At 70.6% G+C, this 18,240-nt stretch carries 20 protein-coding genes; 14 read left to right on the top strand and 6 right to left on the bottom strand.

Annotated elements, in window-relative coordinates; genetic code table 11:
* Nucleotides 1–7 precede the first annotated feature (7 nt).
* Genes ACIBVN_RS08760 through ACIBVN_RS08770 form a run of 3 tightly spaced genes read right to left on the bottom strand, consistent with a single transcriptional unit; the run spans nt 8 to nt 1,982 of the window.
* Nucleotides 8–868, bottom strand: a complete 861-nt coding sequence (locus ACIBVN_RS08760) for an LLM class flavin-dependent oxidoreductase (RefSeq protein ID WP_397134163.1) — start codon at nt 866–868, stop codon at nt 8–10.
* Entirely contained in the window at nt 865–1,245 is a 381-nt protein-coding gene (locus tag ACIBVN_RS08765) for a SchA/CurD-like domain-containing protein (protein WP_397134165.1), read from the bottom strand. Before ACIBVN_RS08765 ends, ACIBVN_RS08760 begins: the two co-directional genes overlap by 4 nt.
* Nucleotides 1,245–1,982: an SDR family NAD(P)-dependent oxidoreductase gene (locus ACIBVN_RS08770; protein ID WP_397134167.1), complete on the bottom strand. Its 738-nt coding sequence runs from the start codon at nt 1,980–1,982 to the stop codon at nt 1,245–1,247. Before ACIBVN_RS08770 ends, ACIBVN_RS08765 begins: the two co-directional genes overlap by 1 nt.
* A 160-nt stretch (nt 1,983–2,142) precedes the next feature.
* On the opposite strand from ACIBVN_RS08770, the gene fabG reads away from it, so the two are divergent.
* Nucleotides 2,143–2,889 carry a 3-oxoacyl-ACP reductase FabG gene (fabG, locus tag ACIBVN_RS08775; RefSeq protein ID WP_397134169.1) on the top strand — a complete coding sequence of 249 codons (747 nt, stop codon included), beginning with the start codon at nt 2,143–2,145 and terminating at the stop codon, nt 2,887–2,889.
* Between the two features lie 21 nt (nt 2,890–2,910).
* Here the strand turns inward: fabG and ACIBVN_RS08780 are convergent, their stop codons facing one another.
* A complete protein-coding gene (locus ACIBVN_RS08780) occupies nt 2,911–3,786 on the bottom strand; it encodes an NAD(P)-dependent oxidoreductase (protein WP_397134171.1) in 876 nt (291 codons plus the stop codon).
* A gap of 149 nt (nt 3,787–3,935) precedes the next feature.
* Between ACIBVN_RS08780 and ACIBVN_RS08785 the strand changes: the two genes are divergently transcribed.
* The 13 genes from ACIBVN_RS08785 to ACIBVN_RS08845 all read left to right on the top strand — a co-directional run bounded on the left by ACIBVN_RS08785 (nt 3,936) and on the right by ACIBVN_RS08845 (nt 15,658).
* Nucleotides 3,936–4,262 (top strand): TcmI family type II polyketide cyclase, encoded by a 327-nt coding sequence (locus ACIBVN_RS08785; RefSeq protein WP_397134173.1) that lies wholly within the window; start codon nt 3,936–3,938, stop codon nt 4,260–4,262.
* Nucleotides 4,255–4,704, top strand: a complete 450-nt coding sequence (locus ACIBVN_RS08790) for a cupin domain-containing protein (protein ID WP_349455520.1) — start codon at nt 4,255–4,257, stop codon at nt 4,702–4,704. The genes ACIBVN_RS08785 and ACIBVN_RS08790 overlap by 8 nt, the downstream gene beginning before the upstream one ends.
* On the top strand, nt 4,704–5,960 hold the full coding sequence (locus ACIBVN_RS08795; RefSeq protein WP_397134175.1) for a beta-ketoacyl-[acyl-carrier-protein] synthase family protein: 1,257 nt from the start codon (nt 4,704–4,706) through the stop codon (nt 5,958–5,960). The genes ACIBVN_RS08790 and ACIBVN_RS08795 overlap by 1 nt, the downstream gene beginning before the upstream one ends.
* Entirely contained in the window at nt 5,957–7,195 is a 1,239-nt protein-coding gene (locus ACIBVN_RS08800; RefSeq protein WP_397134177.1) for a ketosynthase chain-length factor, read from the top strand. The genes ACIBVN_RS08795 and ACIBVN_RS08800 overlap by 4 nt, the downstream gene beginning before the upstream one ends.
* Entirely contained in the window at nt 7,192–7,458 is a 267-nt protein-coding gene (locus ACIBVN_RS08805) for an acyl carrier protein (RefSeq protein ID WP_397134179.1), read from the top strand. The genes ACIBVN_RS08800 and ACIBVN_RS08805 overlap by 4 nt, the downstream gene beginning before the upstream one ends.
* Nucleotides 7,459–7,474: 16 nt before the next feature.
* Complete coding sequence (locus tag ACIBVN_RS08810; protein ID WP_349455524.1) at nt 7,475–7,945, top strand: SRPBCC family protein; 471 nt, start codon at nt 7,475–7,477, stop codon at nt 7,943–7,945.
* Nucleotides 7,942–8,409: an anthrone oxygenase family protein gene (locus ACIBVN_RS08815; protein WP_397134182.1), complete on the top strand. Its 468-nt coding sequence runs from the start codon at nt 7,942–7,944 to the stop codon at nt 8,407–8,409. The genes ACIBVN_RS08810 and ACIBVN_RS08815 overlap by 4 nt, the downstream gene beginning before the upstream one ends.
* A 21-nt stretch (nt 8,410–8,430) precedes the next feature.
* Nucleotides 8,431–9,162, top strand: coding sequence for an SDR family NAD(P)-dependent oxidoreductase (locus ACIBVN_RS08820; protein WP_397134184.1), 732 nt, complete (start codon nt 8,431–8,433; stop codon nt 9,160–9,162).
* Nucleotides 9,162–10,784, top strand: a complete 1,623-nt coding sequence (locus tag ACIBVN_RS08825) for an FAD-dependent monooxygenase (RefSeq protein WP_397134186.1) — start codon at nt 9,162–9,164, stop codon at nt 10,782–10,784. Before ACIBVN_RS08820 ends, ACIBVN_RS08825 begins: the two co-directional genes overlap by 1 nt.
* A 5-nt stretch (nt 10,785–10,789) precedes the next feature.
* Nucleotides 10,790–11,458, top strand: coding sequence for a TenA family protein (locus ACIBVN_RS08830; RefSeq protein WP_397134188.1), 669 nt, complete (start codon nt 10,790–10,792; stop codon nt 11,456–11,458).
* 156 nt (nt 11,459–11,614) lie between these two features.
* Entirely contained in the window at nt 11,615–13,132 is a 1,518-nt protein-coding gene (locus ACIBVN_RS08835; RefSeq protein WP_397134190.1) for a hypothetical protein, read from the top strand.
* A 58-nt stretch (nt 13,133–13,190) separates the two neighbouring features.
* Nucleotides 13,191–14,660, top strand: coding sequence for a hypothetical protein (locus ACIBVN_RS08840; protein WP_397134192.1), 1,470 nt, complete (start codon nt 13,191–13,193; stop codon nt 14,658–14,660).
* 152 nt (nt 14,661–14,812) lie between these two features.
* The gene (locus tag ACIBVN_RS08845; protein WP_397134194.1) at nt 14,813–15,658 is read left to right on the top strand and encodes an LLM class flavin-dependent oxidoreductase; all 846 of its coding nucleotides are present in this window, start codon (nt 14,813–14,815) and stop codon (nt 15,656–15,658) included.
* Between the two features lie 7 nt (nt 15,659–15,665).
* Here the strand turns inward: ACIBVN_RS08845 and ACIBVN_RS08850 are convergent, their stop codons facing one another.
* Both ACIBVN_RS08850 and ACIBVN_RS08855 read right to left on the bottom strand, forming a co-directional pair.
* Nucleotides 15,666–16,133, bottom strand: a complete 468-nt coding sequence (locus ACIBVN_RS08850; protein ID WP_397134196.1) for a phosphotransferase family protein — start codon at nt 16,131–16,133, stop codon at nt 15,666–15,668.
* Nucleotides 16,134–16,479: 346 nt separating this feature from the next.
* Entirely contained in the window at nt 16,480–18,108 is a 1,629-nt protein-coding gene (locus tag ACIBVN_RS08855) for an ABC transporter permease (RefSeq protein ID WP_397134198.1), read from the bottom strand.
* Nucleotides 18,109–18,240 lie beyond the last annotated feature (132 nt).

Consider the following 18,240-nt stretch of genomic DNA (forward strand, 5'->3'; position numbering starts at 1 on the left):
GGTGAGCTCACCTCCAGACGGCGTCGGCGATCAGATCCGCCTGTCGCGGGTCCTGGACGCACGGGAACAGCAGCAGCTCGTCGCAGCCGGCGGCTTCGTAGCCGGCCACGAAGTCACGCAGCTGGTGCGCGTCGGTGAGCACGCTCCGCACCGCCATCTCGGCCTTCCACCCCATGAAGGAGTAGTAGTCCAGCAGGTGGTGCGCGGCCTGCTCGCGCCCGTCCGGCCCCAGCGACACGTAGGCGATCGCCATGAGGCGCGGCCGGTCGGCCCGTCCGGCCTCCTGCCAGGCCTGCCTGACCCGGCCGACCAGCTCGCCATAGGCGGACGCCGAGCTGCCCCCGGCGATCCAGCCGTCGCCGAAGGCGGCCGCGCGCCGCATGGCCGCGGGCGAGTGGCCACCCACGAACAGCGGCGGCCCGCCCTTCTCGGCGCGCGGCCCGGGGACCGGCCCGTCGCTCTCCCCGCTCCAGAACCCGCGCAGCTCGGCGAGCAGCTCGTCGAGCCGCCGGCCGCGCTCCGCATAAGGGGTACGGCACGCCTCGTAGTCGTCCTGCCGCCCGCCGGCGGCGGCGCCGACCACGAGCCGTCCGCCGGACAGCCGGTCCAGGCTCGCCAGCTGCTTGGCGAGCAGCGCCCGGTCGCCCCGGTAGGCGGCGATCAGGATGGTCGTGGCCAGCCGGATCCGGCTCGTCGCGCCGGCCGCTCCGGCCAGCGCGATCAGGGGCTCGTAGCCGTCGTACATCAGCCGGTCGAGCGCCCCGAGTGACGAGAAACCGAGCTCTTCGGCCCTCCGAGCCCAGGTGAGAAGGTCGTTGCCGGCGATACCCGACACCATCGTCGGCAGCCCGATGCCCAGCTCCATCATCGGCCCGCGGGATGCGTGTCCACGGAGAGCTGGACGATGCAGCGCATGAGCGCGTTGCGGAAGTACGCCTGGAACGCCTCCGGCGTCGAGGTGTCGCGCTGGTCGACGAGGTAGGGCGCCAGCTTCTCCTCGATCATGTGCACGCCTTTCTGCCCGGCCATGTGGCGGGCGACAGCCCGGAAGTCGCCCTCGTAGTGGATCACTCGGACCAGCACGCCGTCCTTGAGGAATACGGCCGTGCCGAGCAGCCGGCCGGCCTCGTCGCCGGTCGCGCCGCGCAGGATGGGAGTGTCCACCCGCTGGAAGTCGGCGAAGATCTCCGCGATCTCGTCGTCGAATCCGGGGCGGACGTTGTAGGTGATGGCGGCATAGGGCATCAGACGCCTCCGTCCACGTTCAGAGTGACCCCGGTGATGTACCGGGACACGTCGCTGGCCAGGAAGAGCACGGCCGCCGCCACCTCTTCGGGAGAGCCGAGACGGCCGAGCGCCGTCACCGCCTTGATGAGCTCGGCGACCGGGGGCGGCGGCCCGTCATCCGGCCCCTTCACGATCACGCCGGGCGCCACGGTGTTGACCCGCACGCCCCGGGTGCCGAACTCCCTGGCGAGCGACCGGGTGAGCCCGGAGAGCGCGGTCTTGGAAGCGCAGTAGTGGGCGCTCTCCGGCCGCCCGCGCATGCCGGCCGAGGCCCCGATGTAGACGACGGAGCCGTGGTCGGCGAGCAGCCCGAGCGTGGCCCGGGTCACCAGGAAGCTGCTGGTGAGATTCGCCGTGATCACGCGGTCCCACTCCTGCTCGGTGAGCTCCGCGAAACGGGCCCGACCGTCGACGCCGACGTTGTTCACGACCACGTCCAGACCGCCGAGCGCCTCCTGGCAGACGGCCGCGAGCGTGGCCGCGCCATCGGGCTCGGTCACGTCGGCCTGCACCACGCGGTGGCCGTCACCCAGTTCCTTCAGTTCACGGGCCAGGCCGTCGGCCGCCTCTCCCGGGCTGCGGTTGCAGGCGACCACGCGGGCTCCGGCCCGGGCGAACGCCAGCACGGTCGCCCGGCCGATCCCGTGCGTGCCGCCGGTCACCAGGACCCGCTTGCCGGCCAATTCAAGATCCACGATCAACCTCCGCTCAGGCACGTCTTGCCCGATGCTCTGCCGTCGCGCTCGCGACGGACTGGAACAGGGCTCGACCGGCCGCGCGAGCGCAGGCCACGGGGCCTACGGTTCTCGAGCCGGCCTCGAGCAGTCCCTCCGGGCCCGGTGCGACTCTGTGGTAATGAGCCACACAGACAGGCAGGTCGCGCTCGTCAGCGGCGGCTCGCGCGGCATCGGCCGGGCGATCGTGCTGCGACTGGCACGGGACGGATTCGATGTCAGCTTCTGCTACCACAGCGCCGAGGAGAGCGCGGCGGCGGTGGCCAAGGAGGCCAGGGAGTTCGGCGGCCAGGTGCTCCCGGTCCGCGCGGACGTCGCCAGCGGTCAGGCGATGCGTGACTGGGTCGACCGCGTGGAAACCGAGCTCGGCCCGATCGACACGGTCGTGACGTCGGCCGGCATCACCAGGGACGGGCCGCTCATGCTCGTGGAGGAGGCCGACTGGGAGGCGGTGCTGCGGACCAACATCGGCGGTGTGCACCACCTGTGCCGCGCCGCGGTCTTCGGCATGATGAAGCGCCGGTCGGGCTGCTTGATCACCATGTCCTCCGTCGCCGGCGTGTACGGCAACGCGACGCAGACCACGTACTCGGCGTCGAAGGCGGCCATCATCGGCTTCACCCGGGCGCTGGCCAAGGAGATCGGCGGGCACGGGGTGCGCGCCAACGTGGTCGCGCCTGGTCTCATCACCACGGACATGACCGACCAGCTCAGCGAGCGGGCCACCAAGCGGCTGCTGGACGCGATCGCGCTGCGCCGGTTCGGCCACCCCGAAGAGGTGGCCGATCTCGTCGCGTTCCTGGCATCCGACCGGGCCTCGTACATCACCGGCAGCGTCTTCGAGGTCCACGGCGGAATCGCGATCTGAGCCCCGCCCGCTGAGCCCGGCTCAGCGGGCAGGGGTGCGCAGCTCGGCGATGGCGGCGGCGTCCTTGTCGCCGTCACCGGCGCGGATCGCCGCGCCGAACCGCTCGGCCACCCCCGCCGTGACGGGCAGCTCCAGGTCGTGCGCGGCGGCACCGGCCACCGCCAGGCGCAGGTCCTTCTCCATCAGCGTGCTGCGGAACGCCGGCGGCTCGTAGCGGCGGGTCCGCATCAGCTCCGCGCGGAAGGCCAGCGCCGGCGAGCTGAACCCGCTCTTGGCGATGGTCGTGAAGAACAGGTCGCGGTCGACGCCGGCGCTGACGGCCAGCTGCGCCGCCTCGGCCAGCGCGGCGATCTGGTTGCCGAGGAGCAGGTTGAAGGAGAGTTTCAGCCCGCAGGCCGAGCCGGCCGGGCCGACGTGCACCATCTCCTGGCCGAGTGCCTCAAGGACCTCGCGGGCGCCGTCCACGTCCTCTTGCCGCCCGGCCGTGAAGATCCGCAGCTGGCCCGCCCTGGCCATCGGCGGGTTCCCGATCACGCACGCCTCGACGCGGCGGGCGCCGGTCCTGGCCAGCCGCTCGGACGCGTCCGCGGAGTAGGCCGGCGAAACGGTCGAGGTGTCCACCACGAGCGCTCCCGGACGTAGCCGCCCGGACAGCTCGCCGAACAGGACCTGCTCGACCGCCGCCTCGTCGCTGAGGCTGAGCAGGACGATGGAGGCGTCGCGGCCGGCCTCGCCGGCCGAGGCGGCGACGCGTGCCCCCGCCTCGGCCAGCGGCACGGTCTTGGCCGCCGTGCGGTTGTGGACCACCAGCGGGAATCCGGCCTCGCGCAGGCACAGCGCCATGCCGGCACCCATGCCGCCAAGACCGATGAAGGCCAGCTCGTTCTCGCCGCTCACAGCAGTCACCTTTCGACGGTTCTGAAATCCCGCCGCCACTGTGCGGTCCGCGGCTCGAAATGGACTCGCGCCACCCGATTCGAGCGGGATTCGACCGAGACCAGAACCATCGGGTCAACCATGGGGCATCAAAACGAGAGGAGCTCCGGGTGCATCGGACATTGATCGTCGCCCGCATGGAACCGGCCGAGGCTGACAACGTGGCTCAGATCTTCAGGGACTCTGACTCCACGGACCTGCCCCGGATGATCGGAGTGTCGCGACGCACGCTTTTCCGCTTCCACGACCTCTACTTCCACCTGGTGGAGGCGGATGACGACATCACGCCGAATCTCTACAAGGCGCGCAGCCACCCGCTCTATGACGACATCAACCAGCGGCTGGCGCAGCACATCCGGCCCTACGACCCGAACTGGCGCGAACCGAAGGACGCCATGGCCAACCCCTTCTACGTCTGGGAGGCGAACGGTGAGTGACGCAGCGGAGAAGCTCGCCGTGGTGGCCAAGGTGCGCGCGGACGACGTGGCCGCCAACCGGCGCCGCGGAGGTGACATCCGGGTGGTGCTCAGCCCGAAGACGGTCGCCTCCACCTCCGGGTTCATGGGCACGCTGACGCTCGTCCCCGGCGAGTTCGTGGCCGAGCACTATCACCCGTACTCCGAGGAGTTCCTCTTCGTGGTGCGCGGCCGGCTCACCGCCAGGATCGGCACTCAGGTGCTGGATCTGGAGGCCGGCGAAGGGCTGATGGTGCCCAAGGGTGTGCCGCACCGGGTCTGGAACGACGGCGCGGAAGAGGTGTACGCGGTCTTCCACCTGAGCCCGCTGGCGCCGCGGCCCGAGCTCGGCCACGTCGACACCGAGCCGCTGCCGAACCCCGGGGCGGAGCACGCGGTACCTGATGTTGGAGGGCCGAACTGATGCGCACTGACAGGCGCGTCGTCATCACCGGGATCGGCGTGGTGGCCCCGGGCGGCATCGGAACGAAGGCGTTCTGGGATCTGCTGTCCGAGGGCCGCACCGCCACCCGTGCGATCTCGTTGTTCGACGCGTCCGGCTTCCGCTCCCGCGTCGCAGCCGAGGCCGACTTCGACCCGGCCGCGGAGGGGCTGAGCCCGGCGGAGATCCGCCGGATGGACCGGGCCGCGCAGTTCGGCGTGGTGTGCGCCAGGGAGGCGCTGGCCGACAGCGGCCTCGAGGGGGTGCCGCCGGAGCGCATCGGGGTCAGCATCGGCAGCGCCGTGGGGTGCACGATGGGCCTCGAAGAGGAGTACGTCGTGCTGAGCGACGGCGGCCGGCGCTGGCTGGTGGATCCCGACTACGTGGTGCGGCACCTGTACGGATACATGGCGCCGAGCACCATCGCGTGCGAGGTCGCCTGGGCGGCGGGCGCCGAGGGGCCGGTCTCCCTGATCTCCACGGGCTGCACGGCGGGGCTGGACTCGGTGGGCAACGGCGCCCAGCAGATCTGGACCGGCCGTGCCGACGTGGTGATCGCCGGCGCCACCGACGCGCCCATCTCGCCCATCACCGCGGCCTGCTTCGACGCGATCAAGGCGACCTCTCCCAACAACGACGATCCGGCCCACGCGTCGCGTCCGTTCGACGCGCACCGGGACGGGTTCGTCCTCGGGGAGGGGGCCGCCGTGTTCGTCCTGGAGGAGCGGGAGGCGGCCCTGGCGCGCGGCGCACACATTTATGCCGAAATAGCGGGATTCGCCAGTCGCAGCAACGCGTACCACATGACGGGGCTCAAACCGGACGGCCGCGAGATGGCCGAGGCGATCCGCAACGCCCTGGACATGGGGCGGCTGGACGCCTCGGACATCGACTACATCAACGCGCACGGCTCGGGGACCAAGCAGAACGACAGGCACGAGACCGCGGCCTTCAAGCGCGCGCTCGGCCGGCGTGCGTACGAGGTGCCGGTCAGCTCCATCAAGTCCATGGTCGGCCACTCCCTCGGCGCCATCGGATCCATCGAGGTGGCCGCCTGCGCGCTGGCCATCGAGCACCAGGTGGTGCCGCCGACGGCGAACCTGCACACGCGGGACCCCGAGTGCGATCTCGATTACGTGCCGCTCACGGCGCGGGAGCACGCGATCGACGGAGTGCTCAGCGTCGGCAGCGGGTTCGGCGGTTTCCAGACCGCCATGGCCATCGTGAGGTCGGCATGAGCGAGACAACCACCAGGCAGGCTGTCGTCACCGGACTCGGGATCGCGGCGCCGAACGGGCTCGGCATCGAGGAGTACTGGGCGGCCACGCTGGCGGGGCAGAGCGGCATCAGGGAGATCAGCCGCTTCGACGCCTCCGGCTACCCGGTCCGGCTGGCCGGGCAGGTGAGCGGCTTCACCGCCGGCGAGCACATCCCGAGCCGGCTCATCCCGCAGACGGACCACGGCACCCACCTCGGGCTGGCCGCGGCAGCCTGGGCGCTGCAGGACGCGGGCGCCGACCCCTCGGCCATCCCCGAGTACGACATGGCCGTGGTGACCGCCAGCTCCTCCGGCGGGACCGAGTTCGGCCAGCGGGAGATCGAGCTGCTGTGGTCCAAGGGGCCCTCCTGGGTCGGCGCGTACCAGTCGATCGCGTGGTTCTACGCGGCCACGACCGGCCAGATCTCCATCCGCCACGGGATGCGCGGACCCTGCGGGGTCATCTGCGCCGAGCAGGCGGGCGGGCTGGACGCGGCCGGCCAGGCACGCCAGCTGGTCAGGAACGGCACCCGGCTGGTGGTCACCGGCGGAACCGACGCCTCCCTGTGCCCCTACGGCCTGACCGCCCAGTACAGCAACGGGCGGCTCAGCGAGTCGACCGATCCCGGCACGGCGTACCTGCCCTTCGGGGTCGGCGCGTCCGGCTACGTGCCGGGCGAGGGCGGCGCGATGCTGATCGTCGAGAACGCCGAGGACGCGCGGGCCCGGGGCGCGCGGGTCTACGGGGAGATCGCCGGTTACGCCTCGACCTTCGATCCGCGTCCTGGCTCGGGCCGCGAGCCCGGCCTGCGCCGGGCCATGGAGCTGGCTCTCGCCGACGCCGGGCTGACCGGCGGCGACGTCGACGTGATCTTCGCGGACGCGGCCGGCGTGCCGGAGCTCGACCTGCAGGAGGCCGCGGCGATCCGCGCGGTGTTCGGCCCGGGCCGCCCGCCGGTCACGGCGCCGAAGACCATGACCGGGCGGCTCTACGCGGGCGGCGCGGCCCTCGACCTCGCGAGCGCCCTGCTGGCCATTCGCGACGGCGTCATCCCGCCCACGACCGGGGTGACCGAGCTGGTCCCCGAGTGCGACATCGACCTGGTCCGCGGGGCGCCACGCGAGGCGGACCTCGGCACCGCCATGGTCGTCGCCCGCGGCCACGGCGGATTCAACGCGGCAGTCATCGTCACGAACGAACGGAGCACCAGATGACCCAGACCACTCCCACTCCCTTCACCGTCGAGGACCTCAAAGCCACGATGATCGAGTGCGCCGGCGCCGCCGAGAACGTGAACCTCGGCGACGACATCTCCGAGGTGCCGTTCGTCGACCTCGGCTACGACTCGCTCGCGGTGCTGGAGGTGACGGCCAAGCTCCAGAACCACCTCGGCGTCGTGATCCCCGACGACGTGGTGGAGCAGCTTCCCACGCCCCGCGCCCTGGCCGACTACGTCAACGTTCGTCTGGCGAGCTGAACGGAGGAATCCTGCCATGGCCGGACACACGGACAACGCCATCGTCATCGAGGCCCCCATGGACCTGGTCTGGGAGATGACCAACGACGTCGCCTCGTGGCCCCAGCTGTTCAGCGAGTACGCCGCCGCGGAGATCCTGGAGCGCGACGGCGAGACGATCACCTTCCGCCTCACCATGCACCCCGACGAGGACGGCACGGTGTGGAGCTGGGTCTCCCAGCGCACCCCCGACCCCGTCAAGCGGGAGGTGCGCGCGCACCGGGTCGAGACCGGCCCGTTCGAGTACATGAACATCTTCTGGGAGTACCGCGAGGTCCCTGAGGGTGTGCGGATGCGCTGGGTGCAGGACTTCCACATGAAGCCGCAGGCCCCGGCGGACGACGACGGGATGACCGCGTACCTGAACCACAACACCGCGATCCAGATGAACCGGATCAAGGGGCTGGTGGAGAAGGCAGCAGCGGCGGCCCCGCAGGGCGCGGGATGACCGGGGCGCTCCTCGCGCTGGCGCTGTTCGCGAACGGGGTCGCGACCGGCGTCATGCTCGGCAACGCGATCGGGCTGGCGGCCTTCGCCCTCCGCCTGCCGTACGCGGGGTATGTGGACCTGATCAAGTTCTTGTGGCCGCGTTACGACCCGTTCCTGCCCATCATGAACGCGCTGGCGTTCGGGCTGGACATCGCCCTGGCGGTGATGAGCTCCGGCGAGCGGGCGGCCGCGGCGGGCCTGTTCTGGCTGGCCGCCGCACTGCTGGCCGTGCTTATGGCGATTTCCCTGGTGAAGAACGTCCCGATCAACAAATACGTGACCGCGCTGGACCCGGCGAGCCAACCGAACGACTGGCCGGAACGCGATCCGCGGGTCCGTTGGAAGAACTGGAACACCGCGCGAGTGGTGCTCTCGCTGGCCGCGCTGATCGCCAACCTCGTGGCGGCGGCGCTCCTCCTCTAGATGTCACAGGAGCCATGGACGATGGAGCTCAATCTGACCGCAAAGAAGATCCTCGTGACCGGCGGTTCGCGCGGCATAGGGCGGGGCGTCGTGCTCGGCCTCGCCCGCGCGGGTGCCGACGTGGTGACGTGCTACCGCACGGAGGGCGAGGCCGTCACGAGCCTGGCCCGCGAACTCAAGGAGACCGGTGGCGACCACCACCTGGTCAGAGCGGACGTGAGCAACCCGGCGGACGTCGAAGACCTCGTCGAGCAGTGCCGCGCCGCGTACGGGTCCCTTGACGTGGTCGTGCACAACGCGGGGGTCATCAGCCACGTGCCGTTCGCCGAGCTCCCGCTCGAGGAGTGGCAGCGCGTCGTGACCAACAACCTGGGCGGGCCGTACCTGGTCACGCAGCGCGCGCTGCCGCTGCTCAGCGAGGGTGCTTCCGTCATCTTCGTGGGCTCCAGGGTCGCCACCGTGGGCATCCCGCTGCGCGCCCACTACACGGCCACCAAGGCCGGCCTGGTCGGGCTCACCCGTTCCCTCGCCAAGGAGCTGGGCCCGCGGCAGATCCGCGTGAACGTGGTGGCGCCGGGGCCGATCCAGACCGAGGAGCCGACGCCGCCCGCGGTGCTCGAGCGCTACCAGAAGATGATCCCCCTCGGCCGGCTCGGGGACGTCGCGGACATAGCCGGAGTCGTCGCCTTCCTGTCCAGTGACCTGTCGCGGTTCGTGAACGGCGAGACGATCAACGTCGATGGAGGAATCTGATGTACGACGAGAACGTGCCGGTGCTGATCGTGGGCGCCGGCCCGGTCGGCCTGTCCACGGCGGTCTTCCTGGGCCGTCACGGGATCAGGACCCTGGTCGTCGAGAAGCGTGGCGAGACCTCCATGCTGCCTCGCGCGCCCGGCCTGCAGGCCCGCACCATGGAGATCTTCCGGGCGGCGGGGCTGGGCAAGGAGGTCCGGGCGCTGGAGATCGGTGACTCGCACCCGTTCTTCGAGGGCGGGATCCTGCGGGTCAACACCTTCTCCGAGATCGCCGACGCCGAGGTGCTCGAGGCTCCGTCGCTGGACGGCGTGGCCATCAGCCCGGAGCGGGTCATGGGCTGCGGCCAGGACCGCTACGAGGTGGTGCTGGCGGACAAGGCCCGCGAGTACGGCGGCCAGGTGCGCTTCGCGACCAGGCTGCGCGCGATCGAGCAGGACGACGACGGCGTGACCGCCCAGGTGGAGGACGTGGCGAGCGGAACGGTCACGACGGTCCGTGCGCAGTACCTCGTGGGTGCGGACGGCGCGAGCAGCTCGGTCCGCAACATCCTCGGCGTCTCCCGGACCGGCCTCGGCACCGTGTTCAACGCGCTCAGCATCTACTTCCGCGCGCCCGAGCTGGAGGAGATCCTGGCCGACCGGCCGTTCATCCTGTGTTATGCGACCGCCGGCGGGACGATGACCGGGCTGTCCCGGCTGCACGGGCGCGATCCCTGGCTGGCCGCCCCCATCTACCACCCGGACAAGGGCGAGTCCCCGGCCGACTTCACCGATGAGCGCTGCGTGGAGATCGTCCGCACCGCGTCCGGCAAGCCGGACATGCACGTCGAGATCATGGCGAAGGTGCCGTGGGAGGGCGCGCAACTGGTGGCGGAGCGCTTCCGGGTCGGGCGGGTGTTCCTGGCCGGGGACGCCGCCCACGTGCACCCGCCCGCGGGCGGGTTCGGCGCCAACACGGGCATCCACGACGCGCACAACCTGGCCTGGAAACTGGCGGCCACGCTGCACGGCTGGGCGGGCCCCGAGCTGCTCGACACCTATCACGACGAGCGCCACGCGGTGGGCGCCGCCATGGCCCAGCAGGCCATGGTCAGGAACCGGATCAGGCACGGGTACGCCACGGAAGACGTCCGGAACGAGATGGTCGACGACATCATCATCACGCTCGGCTACCGCTACCGCTCCCAGGCGGTGGTCACCGAGACGCCGAGGCCGACGCTGACCGCGCCGCTGGAGCTGACCGGCGAGCCGGGCACCCGGGCGCCGCACGTCTGGCTGGAGCGCGACGGCGAGCGGCTGTCCACCATCGACCTGTTCTGGGACTCGTACGTGTTGCTCACCGGTCCTGACGGCGGTGCCTGGCACGAGGCGGCGGCCAAGCTCGCCGAGCACACTGACGTGCCGCTGCGTGCGGTACGGCTGGGCGCGGAGGGCGACTATGTCCCGCAGGACGACGACTGGGCCGCCACCTTCGGCATCGCCCGTGACGGCGCCGTCCTGGTCCGGCCGGACGCGTTCGTGGCCTGGCGGGGCGACGGCGCGGCCGACGCGGAGCAGGTGCTGGCCGAGGTCCTCGGCCGGGTCGCCGGCGGGCTCAGCGTGACGGCGGCGGCGCGCTGATGTCCATGCGGGCGGAACTGTCGGCGATCGCGCGACCGCTGGTGGCCAAGGTCAAGGACCATCCGTTCTGGACGGGCCTGCGTGCGGGCACGCTGCCGCCGTCATCACTGTGGTACTTCGCCGAGCAGGACGCCCGCTACGTCGTTCCCACCTATGCGCGGGCGCTGGCCCGGTGCGCGGCGCTCGCCGAGCGGGACGAGCACGGCACTCTGCTCTGCTCAGCGGCGAGTGCCACGTTCGGCTCGCTGCCCAAGCTGGCCGCGGGACTGTCCGACCTGGCCGCCGGGCTTCGCCTGGCCGGTCAGGACAGTCCCGCGGCCCGCCCGGTGATCCACGCCTACACGTCCTTCATGCTCGCCGCGCCCACCATCTCGTTCGCCGCCGGCATCGCCGGTCTGCTGCCGATGAGCTGGTTTCATCTCTTCGTCTCCGACGATCTGCGGGAGCGCTGCGAACCCGGATCCCGCTACGCCTCGTGGGTCGCGCAGTATCCGCCCGGCGGGGACTACGAGGGCTACGTGAACGCCTACCTCGCCATGGTCGACGAGGTGGGCGCTCAGTGCTCGGAGACCGACAGGAAGCGGCTCGTCGAGCAGTTTCTCATTGGCGCGCGTTTTGAATGGGCCTTCGCGGATGCCGCCTGGCGGCACCAGGAATGGGCCGTTCAGCCCTAATCGAGCGGCCGTCGAGCCGGTCGGTTCAGACTCGCTCCCACGTCCCTTCCTGGACCCAAGCAATACCTTCTTGGAGCAAAGCACATGGATAACACGTCGGAAATCGTGCGGAGGAGCCGTGGCCCCGCTGCCCACATTCTCTTACTCATCGCCGTCATGAGCGCGTTCGTCATGGCCGGTGCCCCCGCGCAGGCGGCAGCGTCGACGACGACCACCGCCGGCACCCGGTACTACGTCGACTGCGCTTCCGGGAACGACTCCGCATCGGGCCTGTCCACGAGCACGGCGTGGCGGACCCTGGCGAAGGTCAACTCGGTCGTCTTCAAGCCGGGCGACTCGATCCTGTTCCGCCGCGGGACCACCTGTCAGGGCGTGCTGAAGCCGCAGGGGTCCGGCACGGCCACCAGCCCCATCGTCATCGGCGCCTACGGCACGGGAGCCCGTCCCGCCATCGTCGGCGGCGGTGCCCGCGCCGCCGTGTTCCTGTACAACGTGCAGGGCTGGGAGATCCGCGATCTCGACATCTCCAACCCGGCCACCCGGGACAGCAGCGCGCGGGCGGGCATCTACGTCCTGCTCGAGGACTTCGGCATCGGCAAGTACTACAAGATCAGCGGTGTGAAGGTCCACGACGTGCCCGGCTGTGACTGCCTGCAGCCCGAGCTCGAGAACAGCGGCGGCATCGTGTTCAAGGCCGCCGGCTCCAAGGTGGCCACCGGGTTCGACGGGATCGAGATCACCCGCAACATCGTCTCGGGGACGGACAACGTCGGCATCGGCATCGTCTCCCAGTGGTCGAAGCGGGCACTGTATCCCGCGGGCACCAACACCTTCGTGCCGAACACCAAGGTGCGCGTCACCTGGAATCTGGTCTCCGACCAGGGCGGCGACGGCATCCTGGTGATGAACGGCGTCGACTCGCTGACGGAATGGAACAAGGTCGACGGGTTCGGCCTGCGGGCGAGCGCTTCGCACGCCGGAGTCGTCGCGTTCAACTCCGACCGGCCGGTCATGCAGTACAACGAGGTCACGGGCGGCGCCGCCACACCGCCGTCGTTCGCGTTCAGCGTGGACGCCGGCAACTCCAACACCGTCTACCAGTACAACTTCAGCCACGACAACGACGGTCCGTTCATGCTGTTCTGCGCGTTCACCGGCTCGCACGCCGACGGCGCGGTCGTCCGCTACAACATCAGCCAGAACGACAAGGACCTGCTCCTCGGCACCTTCGAGATCCCCGTCGTCGCCAACGGCTGCGACGTCGGCATCCCGAACGTGAAGTTCTACAACAACGTGATCTACAGCCCGAACGCCAACGTCATCTCCGGCAGCCGCGGCGACCACACCCCCATCCAATTCACCAACAACATCTTCTTCGGCCGCGCAGGAAACTCGGTCATCCACGACTCGGTCGGAATCTACGACAACAACCTCTACTACAACGTCGAAGTGCCGTCCCACCACACCAACCCCGTGACCGCGGACCCGAACTTCGTCAATCCGGGAAGCGGGACCGGCCTGGACAGCATCCTCGGATACCGGCTGGCCTGCGGTTCGCCCGCCATCGGCGCCGGGCTTGCCATCGCCGACAACGGCGGCCGCGACATCTTCGGCTCCCAGGTGCCTGCCAGCGGGCCGAACATCGGCGCCTACCAAGGGCCCTGTGTCAGCTGACCGTCCCCATGACAGCCCCCTCCCGCAGGGGGCTGTCCCCGTTTCTGGAGTGAGCTTCATGGTGCAGAGCCCACCTCATCGAGCCAGCGCTCCGGCCGCCACCGGCCTGCGCTACTACGTGGATTCCCGTTCAGGCGACGATTCCGCCACCGGCCTGTCCTCGCATGCGGCGTGGCGGACCCTGGAGCAGGTCAACTCGGTCGTCTTCAAACCGGGCGACTCGCTCCTGTTCCGCCGCGGGAGCACCTATCAGGGCGTGCTGAAGCCGCGAGGGTCCGGCACCGCCGGAAACCCCATCGTCATCGGCGCCTACGGCACCGGCGACCGCCCCGCCATCAGCGGCGGCGGGGCCCGCGCCGCCGTGTTCCTGCACAACGTGGAAGGCTGGGAGATCCGCGAGCTCGACGTCTCCAATCCCGGCCCCAGGGATGCGACCGCGCGCGCGGGCATCTACGTTCTGCTGGAGGACTACGGCATCGGCCGGCATTACGTGGTCGACGATGTGGTGGTCCACGACGTGGCCGGCCCCGATGCGCTGAAGGCCGACCTCGAGAACAGCGGCGGCATCGTGTTCAAGGCCGCCGGCTCCGAGGTGGCCACCGGATTCGACGGGATCCAGGTCTCGCACTGCACCGTGTCCGACGTCGACAACATCGGCATCGGCACGCTGTCGCAGTGGAATCGCCATGAACTGTTTTCGGCCGGCACCAATCATTTCGTACCCATCACCAATGTGCGGATCTTCCGCAACGAGCTCAGCGGGCTCGGCGGTGACGGGATCCTCGTGCAGAACGGCATGGACTCGCTGACGGAGAACAACAAGGTCGACGGATTCGGCCTGCGCACGGCGGAATCCCGTGCCGGAATTCTCGCGTCCAACTCGATCCGCCCCATCGTGCAGTGCAACGAGATCACGGGCGGTTGCGCCACTCCGCCGTCCTTCGCGCTCAGCGTCGACTCGGGCAATTCCGGCCTCGTCTACCAGCACAACTACAGCCACGACAACGACGGCCCGTTCATTTTGTTCTGCGCGATCCCCGGCTCGCACACCGATGGCGCGACGGTCCGGTACAACATCAGCCAGAACGACAAGGACCTGCTCCTGGGGGATTTCGAGATCCCCGTCGTCGCCAACGGCTGCGCCAACGCGATCAGGAACGTGAAGTTCTACAACAACGTGATCCACAGCCCCGCCGCCGACGTCATCGTCGGCAGCCGCGGTGACCACACGCCGATCGCCTTCACCAACAACATCTTCTCCGGGCGGGCAGAAGGTTCGGCCATCAATGACGCGGTGGGCGTCTACGACCACAACCTCTACCACAACGTCGCCGTGCCGCCACACCACGCCAACCCCGTGGTCGCGGACCCGGAATTCGTCAATCCGGAAAACCTGCTCGGATTCCGGCTGAAAAGCGATTCCCCGGCCATCGGCGCCGGTCTCGCCATCCACGATGACGGCGATCGCGACATCCACGGCACTCCGATCCCGCGCGACACACCGCCGAACATCGGCGCCACCAGCTGAGTTGCCCAGCGTGGCTGCGTCCCCTTAAGGTGGGCCTTACTTGATCAGGAGCTCCCCAGAAGTGCGCCGCAGAACGGGAGCCCTGCCTCCCCCGTCGTGGAGGTCCTGGAGGGGCGGCATCGATTTCGCATGCCCCTTCACGGAGGAACTTCATGAACGTCGGTCTCGGCCTGCCCATCAGCGACCCCGCGGCACTGCTCGACTGGGCCCGCCGCGCTGATGCCGGCCCCTTCACCACCCTCGGTCTCCTCGACCGGCTGGTCTACGACAACCCCGAGCCGCTGGTCGCCCTGGCGGTCATCGCCGGAGCCACCACCCGCGTACGCGTACAGACCGAAGTCCTGCTCGCGCCGCTGCGCGAGCCCGCCCTGCTCGCCAAGCAGGCCGCGACCCTCGACCGGATCTCCGGCGGCCGGCTGGTCCTCGGGATCGGCATCGGCGGCCGCGAGGACGACCACCAGGTCGCGGGCACCGACCTCCGCACCCGGGGACGCCGGCTCGATGAGCAGATGGCCGTCATGCGCCGGTTGTGGTCCGGCGAGCCCTACGGCGACGGAGCCGGCCCGATCGGGCCACTCCCCGCCCGCCCTGGAGGGCCCGAGGTGCTCTTCGGCGGCTTCCAGCCGGCCGCGCTCGCCCGGGTGGCCCGCTGGGGAGACGGCTTCCTCGCCGCCGCCCCGCCGTCCTGGGCCGGCGGGCTCATCGAAACCGTGCACCGGTTCTGGAAGGACGCGGGGCGTTCCGGCGCGCCCCGCATCGTCACCCAGGTCAACGTCGCGCTCGGCTCCGAGGACGTGGTCGCCCAGGCCCGTGCGGCCATGAGCGCCTATTACGAGTTCACCGGCACGGCCGACCGGATGGTCTCCGGGATGCTCACCACGCCCGGCGAGATCCGCCAGGCCATCGCCCAGTACGCGGACCTCGGCGCCGACGAGGTCATGCTGTACTGCTACGGCAGCGACCCCGACCAGGTCGACCGCCTCGCCGACGCCCTCTGAGCGTCGCTCATCCCGGTTGTAGCAGGGCCAGCATCCGGTCCGCCTGCGCGGACCGGATCTCCTTGCGGACTCGCAACAGCCAGAACAGCGCCATCAGCCGGCGGCACTCCGTGAGCCGGGCGGCCTCCCCGGCGGTCAGCTCGAGCCGCTCGAGCACGGCGGTCATCCCGGCCGGGTCGTTCTCCCAGACCGCGATGTGCTCGGTGACCTCGGCCAGCTCGAACGCGCGATCGCTGCGGCCGGAGTACTCGAAGTCGATGACCCGGACCTTCGTGCCGTCCCACAGGTAGTTGGCGATGTTCCCGTCGCCGGTGCCGAACACCGGGGGTGCCCGGCCGCGCGAGCAGCTCCTCCAGGGCCGGCCGCGCCACCCAGGCCGAGGCCGCGCGGAACGCCTCGGCGATCGCCGGATCAGGCTCGGCCGCCGCCGCCCGTTCGCGGACGAGCCGGAGGAGCTCGACCGGGTGCCCGGCACGCGGCGGCACCCGCTCGAGCACCCGCCGCGGGATCGCCTGCTGGACGCCGGTGACGGCCTCGGCCAGGGCGTCGACGAGCTTGCCGGTGATCTCCCCGCTCACGGCCGCGCCGTCCAGGCGGGACATCACCACGGTCGGGGGATCAGCCGCCAGCTCGGCGGTCACCGGCGCCGGAGCCAGGCCGGGATCGTGTTCGTCGAGCAGCTGCAGGGCCCGCCACTCGCGTCCGGGCTCGTCGTGGCCCGACGACCGGTACCGCTTGACCACGACGTCGGACCGCACCTCGATGGAATGGCCACCCATGCGCCCTCCGATCTTGTCGAGAGGCACGACATGCTAGACCACTCAGCCGAAGTCGCGGCGGCGCAGAGCCGCGAGGGCGCCGCCCAGCAGCAGCGCCGTGAGGGCCACCAGCGCGAGGGTGGGGCGCGCGTCGAAGGACGTCCCGATCATCGCGTTCGGGATGTAGTGGAACGGCTCCAGCGGGACACCGTCGAACACCCCGTACAGGGGACCGGCGACCTTGCCGAGCGCGGCGGTCAGGAGCCAGACGATCCAGGAGATCGCCACACTGGCCCGCGGCAGCAGCCCGTACGCGAGCATGCAGACCGCCCCCACGCACCAGGCCGCCGGCACGGTGCTCAGCGCCCCTGCCAGGAAACGGGGCAGGTCGGTGACGAGGTCGCCGACCAGCAGCGAGTACAGCGTGCCGAACACGAGCCCGGCGACGGCCATCAGCGCCGCCGTGCCGAGCCCCGTCACGACCAGGTGACCGGCCGCCCAGCGCAGGCGGGTCATCGGGGTGGACTGCACGGTCTCGGCGCGGCCCGAGGTCTCCTCCGAACGCAGCCGCAGCGTCATGAGCACCGGGTGGAGCGCGACGGCGTACGAGATGATGAGGATCAGGTACCACGAGTAGGCGGCCAGCGTCTTGCCCTCGTCGGAGATGCCGAGGCCGTGCATGATGTTCTCCACCACGATGCTCGGCCGCGAGAGCAGGTCCTCGGTGAGCGGGCTGAGCCCGGCCCCGGCCGCGGCGAAGCACGCGACCCCGGCCGCCCACTTCGCCAGCAGGCCGCGGTGCAGCCGCCAGGCCAGGCTGATCGGGCCGCGCAGCTCCGGCGCCGACTCCCGGCCCAGGCGCTCGGGCAGCAGGCCCGCGCCGAGGTCGCGGCGGTCGAGCAGCCGGTACGCGACCGCGTACAGGATCGCGCCGGCCACGACCGGCACCCCGAGCATCCACCACCGCTCGTCCTGGTACGGCCGCACCAGATGACTCCAGCCGATCGGGGACAGCGCCTTCAGCCAGTGCTGCCCGGTCGCGTCGCCGGCGTAGCGCATCACGTAGGCGGCGCCGAGCACGGACAGGCCGATCGCGGTGGCCGTGCGGGCGCTGCGCGCGAGCTGGGCGGCCACCGCGGCGACGGCCGCGAACACCCAGCCCGCGACCGTGATCGCGGCCAGGTACGCGACGGACCCCGCGACCGGGAACCCGATCCCGATCAGCACGACCGCGGTCAGCACGCCGGCGGCCAGGCTGACCCCGCCCGCGACCAGCAGGGCGGCTGTCAGGGGGGCGTGGCGGCTCACCACGCCCGACCGGACCAGCTCGATCCTGCCCGCGTCCTCCTCCCTGCGGGTGTGCCGGATGATCGACATCACGGCCGCCAGCGCGTTCGCCACGTACAGGAACCCGCCGCTGCGCCACGTCGCGAGCACCTCCAGCCGCGGCTCGGGCAGGCCACCGCCGAGCGCCCGCAGGAAGACGTTGCTGGTGGCGAGCTCGGTGTAGGTGACCTTCAGCTCGTACGTGCCCATGTTCCTGTTGACGTAGGACACCATCACCAGGGCCAGGGTCACGATCAGGAGGATCCACCAGGGCGCGATGCCCCGTTCGCGGCGCAGTGCCAGGCGAACGAGGTGGCCGGTGCCCGCGAGGGCGCGCCCCAGGCCGTCTCGGCGTGCGGAAGCCATCGGCTACCAGCTCCTATTCATGGGTACAGCTGACTGTTCCGACGAACAGCAGGCTATACCCACGTATAGTTACGCGGCCAGGCGGATACGCCCGCAGGCTGACGCCGCAGGTGGTGATGTGGCCGGAAGACC

The sequence above is a fragment of the Nonomuraea sp. NPDC049400 genome (genome assembly GCF_044466425.1).
Classification (GTDB): Bacteria; Actinomycetota; Actinomycetes; order Streptosporangiales; family Streptosporangiaceae; genus Nonomuraea.

Excerpts from the sequence above, each read along its gene's own strand:
- ACIBVN_RS08840 (WP_397134192.1), top strand. The coding sequence starts at position 13,191 with ATGGTGCAGAGCCCACCTCATCGAGCCAGCGCTCCGGCCGCCACCGGC.
- ACIBVN_RS08845 (WP_397134194.1), top strand. The coding sequence starts at position 14,813 with ATGAACGTCGGTCTCGGCCTGCCCATCAGCGACCCCGCGGCACTGCTC.
- fabG (WP_397134169.1), top strand. The coding sequence starts at position 2,143 with ATGAGCCACACAGACAGGCAGGTCGCGCTCGTCAGCGGCGGCTCGCGC.
- ACIBVN_RS08820 (WP_397134184.1), top strand. The coding sequence starts at position 8,431 with ATGGAGCTCAATCTGACCGCAAAGAAGATCCTCGTGACCGGCGGTTCG.
- ACIBVN_RS08795 (WP_397134175.1), top strand. The coding sequence starts at position 4,704 with ATGCGCACTGACAGGCGCGTCGTCATCACCGGGATCGGCGTGGTGGCC.
- ACIBVN_RS08835 (WP_397134190.1), top strand. The coding sequence starts at position 11,615 with ATGAGCGCGTTCGTCATGGCCGGTGCCCCCGCGCAGGCGGCAGCGTCG.
- ACIBVN_RS08765 (WP_397134165.1), bottom strand. The coding sequence starts at position 1,245 with ATGCCCTATGCCGCCATCACCTACAACGTCCGCCCCGGATTCGACGAC.
- ACIBVN_RS08830 (WP_397134188.1), top strand. The coding sequence starts at position 10,790 with ATGCGGGCGGAACTGTCGGCGATCGCGCGACCGCTGGTGGCCAAGGTC.
- ACIBVN_RS08800 (WP_397134177.1), top strand. The coding sequence starts at position 5,957 with ATGAGCGAGACAACCACCAGGCAGGCTGTCGTCACCGGACTCGGGATC.
- ACIBVN_RS08805 (WP_397134179.1), top strand. The coding sequence starts at position 7,192 with ATGACCCAGACCACTCCCACTCCCTTCACCGTCGAGGACCTCAAAGCC.
- ACIBVN_RS08760 (WP_397134163.1), bottom strand. The coding sequence starts at position 868 with ATGATGGAGCTGGGCATCGGGCTGCCGACGATGGTGTCGGGTATCGCC.
- ACIBVN_RS08815 (WP_397134182.1), top strand. The coding sequence starts at position 7,942 with ATGACCGGGGCGCTCCTCGCGCTGGCGCTGTTCGCGAACGGGGTCGCG.
- ACIBVN_RS08855 (WP_397134198.1), bottom strand. The coding sequence starts at position 18,108 with ATGGCTTCCGCACGCCGAGACGGCCTGGGGCGCGCCCTCGCGGGCACC.
- ACIBVN_RS08810 (WP_349455524.1), top strand. The coding sequence starts at position 7,475 with ATGGCCGGACACACGGACAACGCCATCGTCATCGAGGCCCCCATGGAC.
- ACIBVN_RS08825 (WP_397134186.1), top strand. The coding sequence starts at position 9,162 with ATGTACGACGAGAACGTGCCGGTGCTGATCGTGGGCGCCGGCCCGGTC.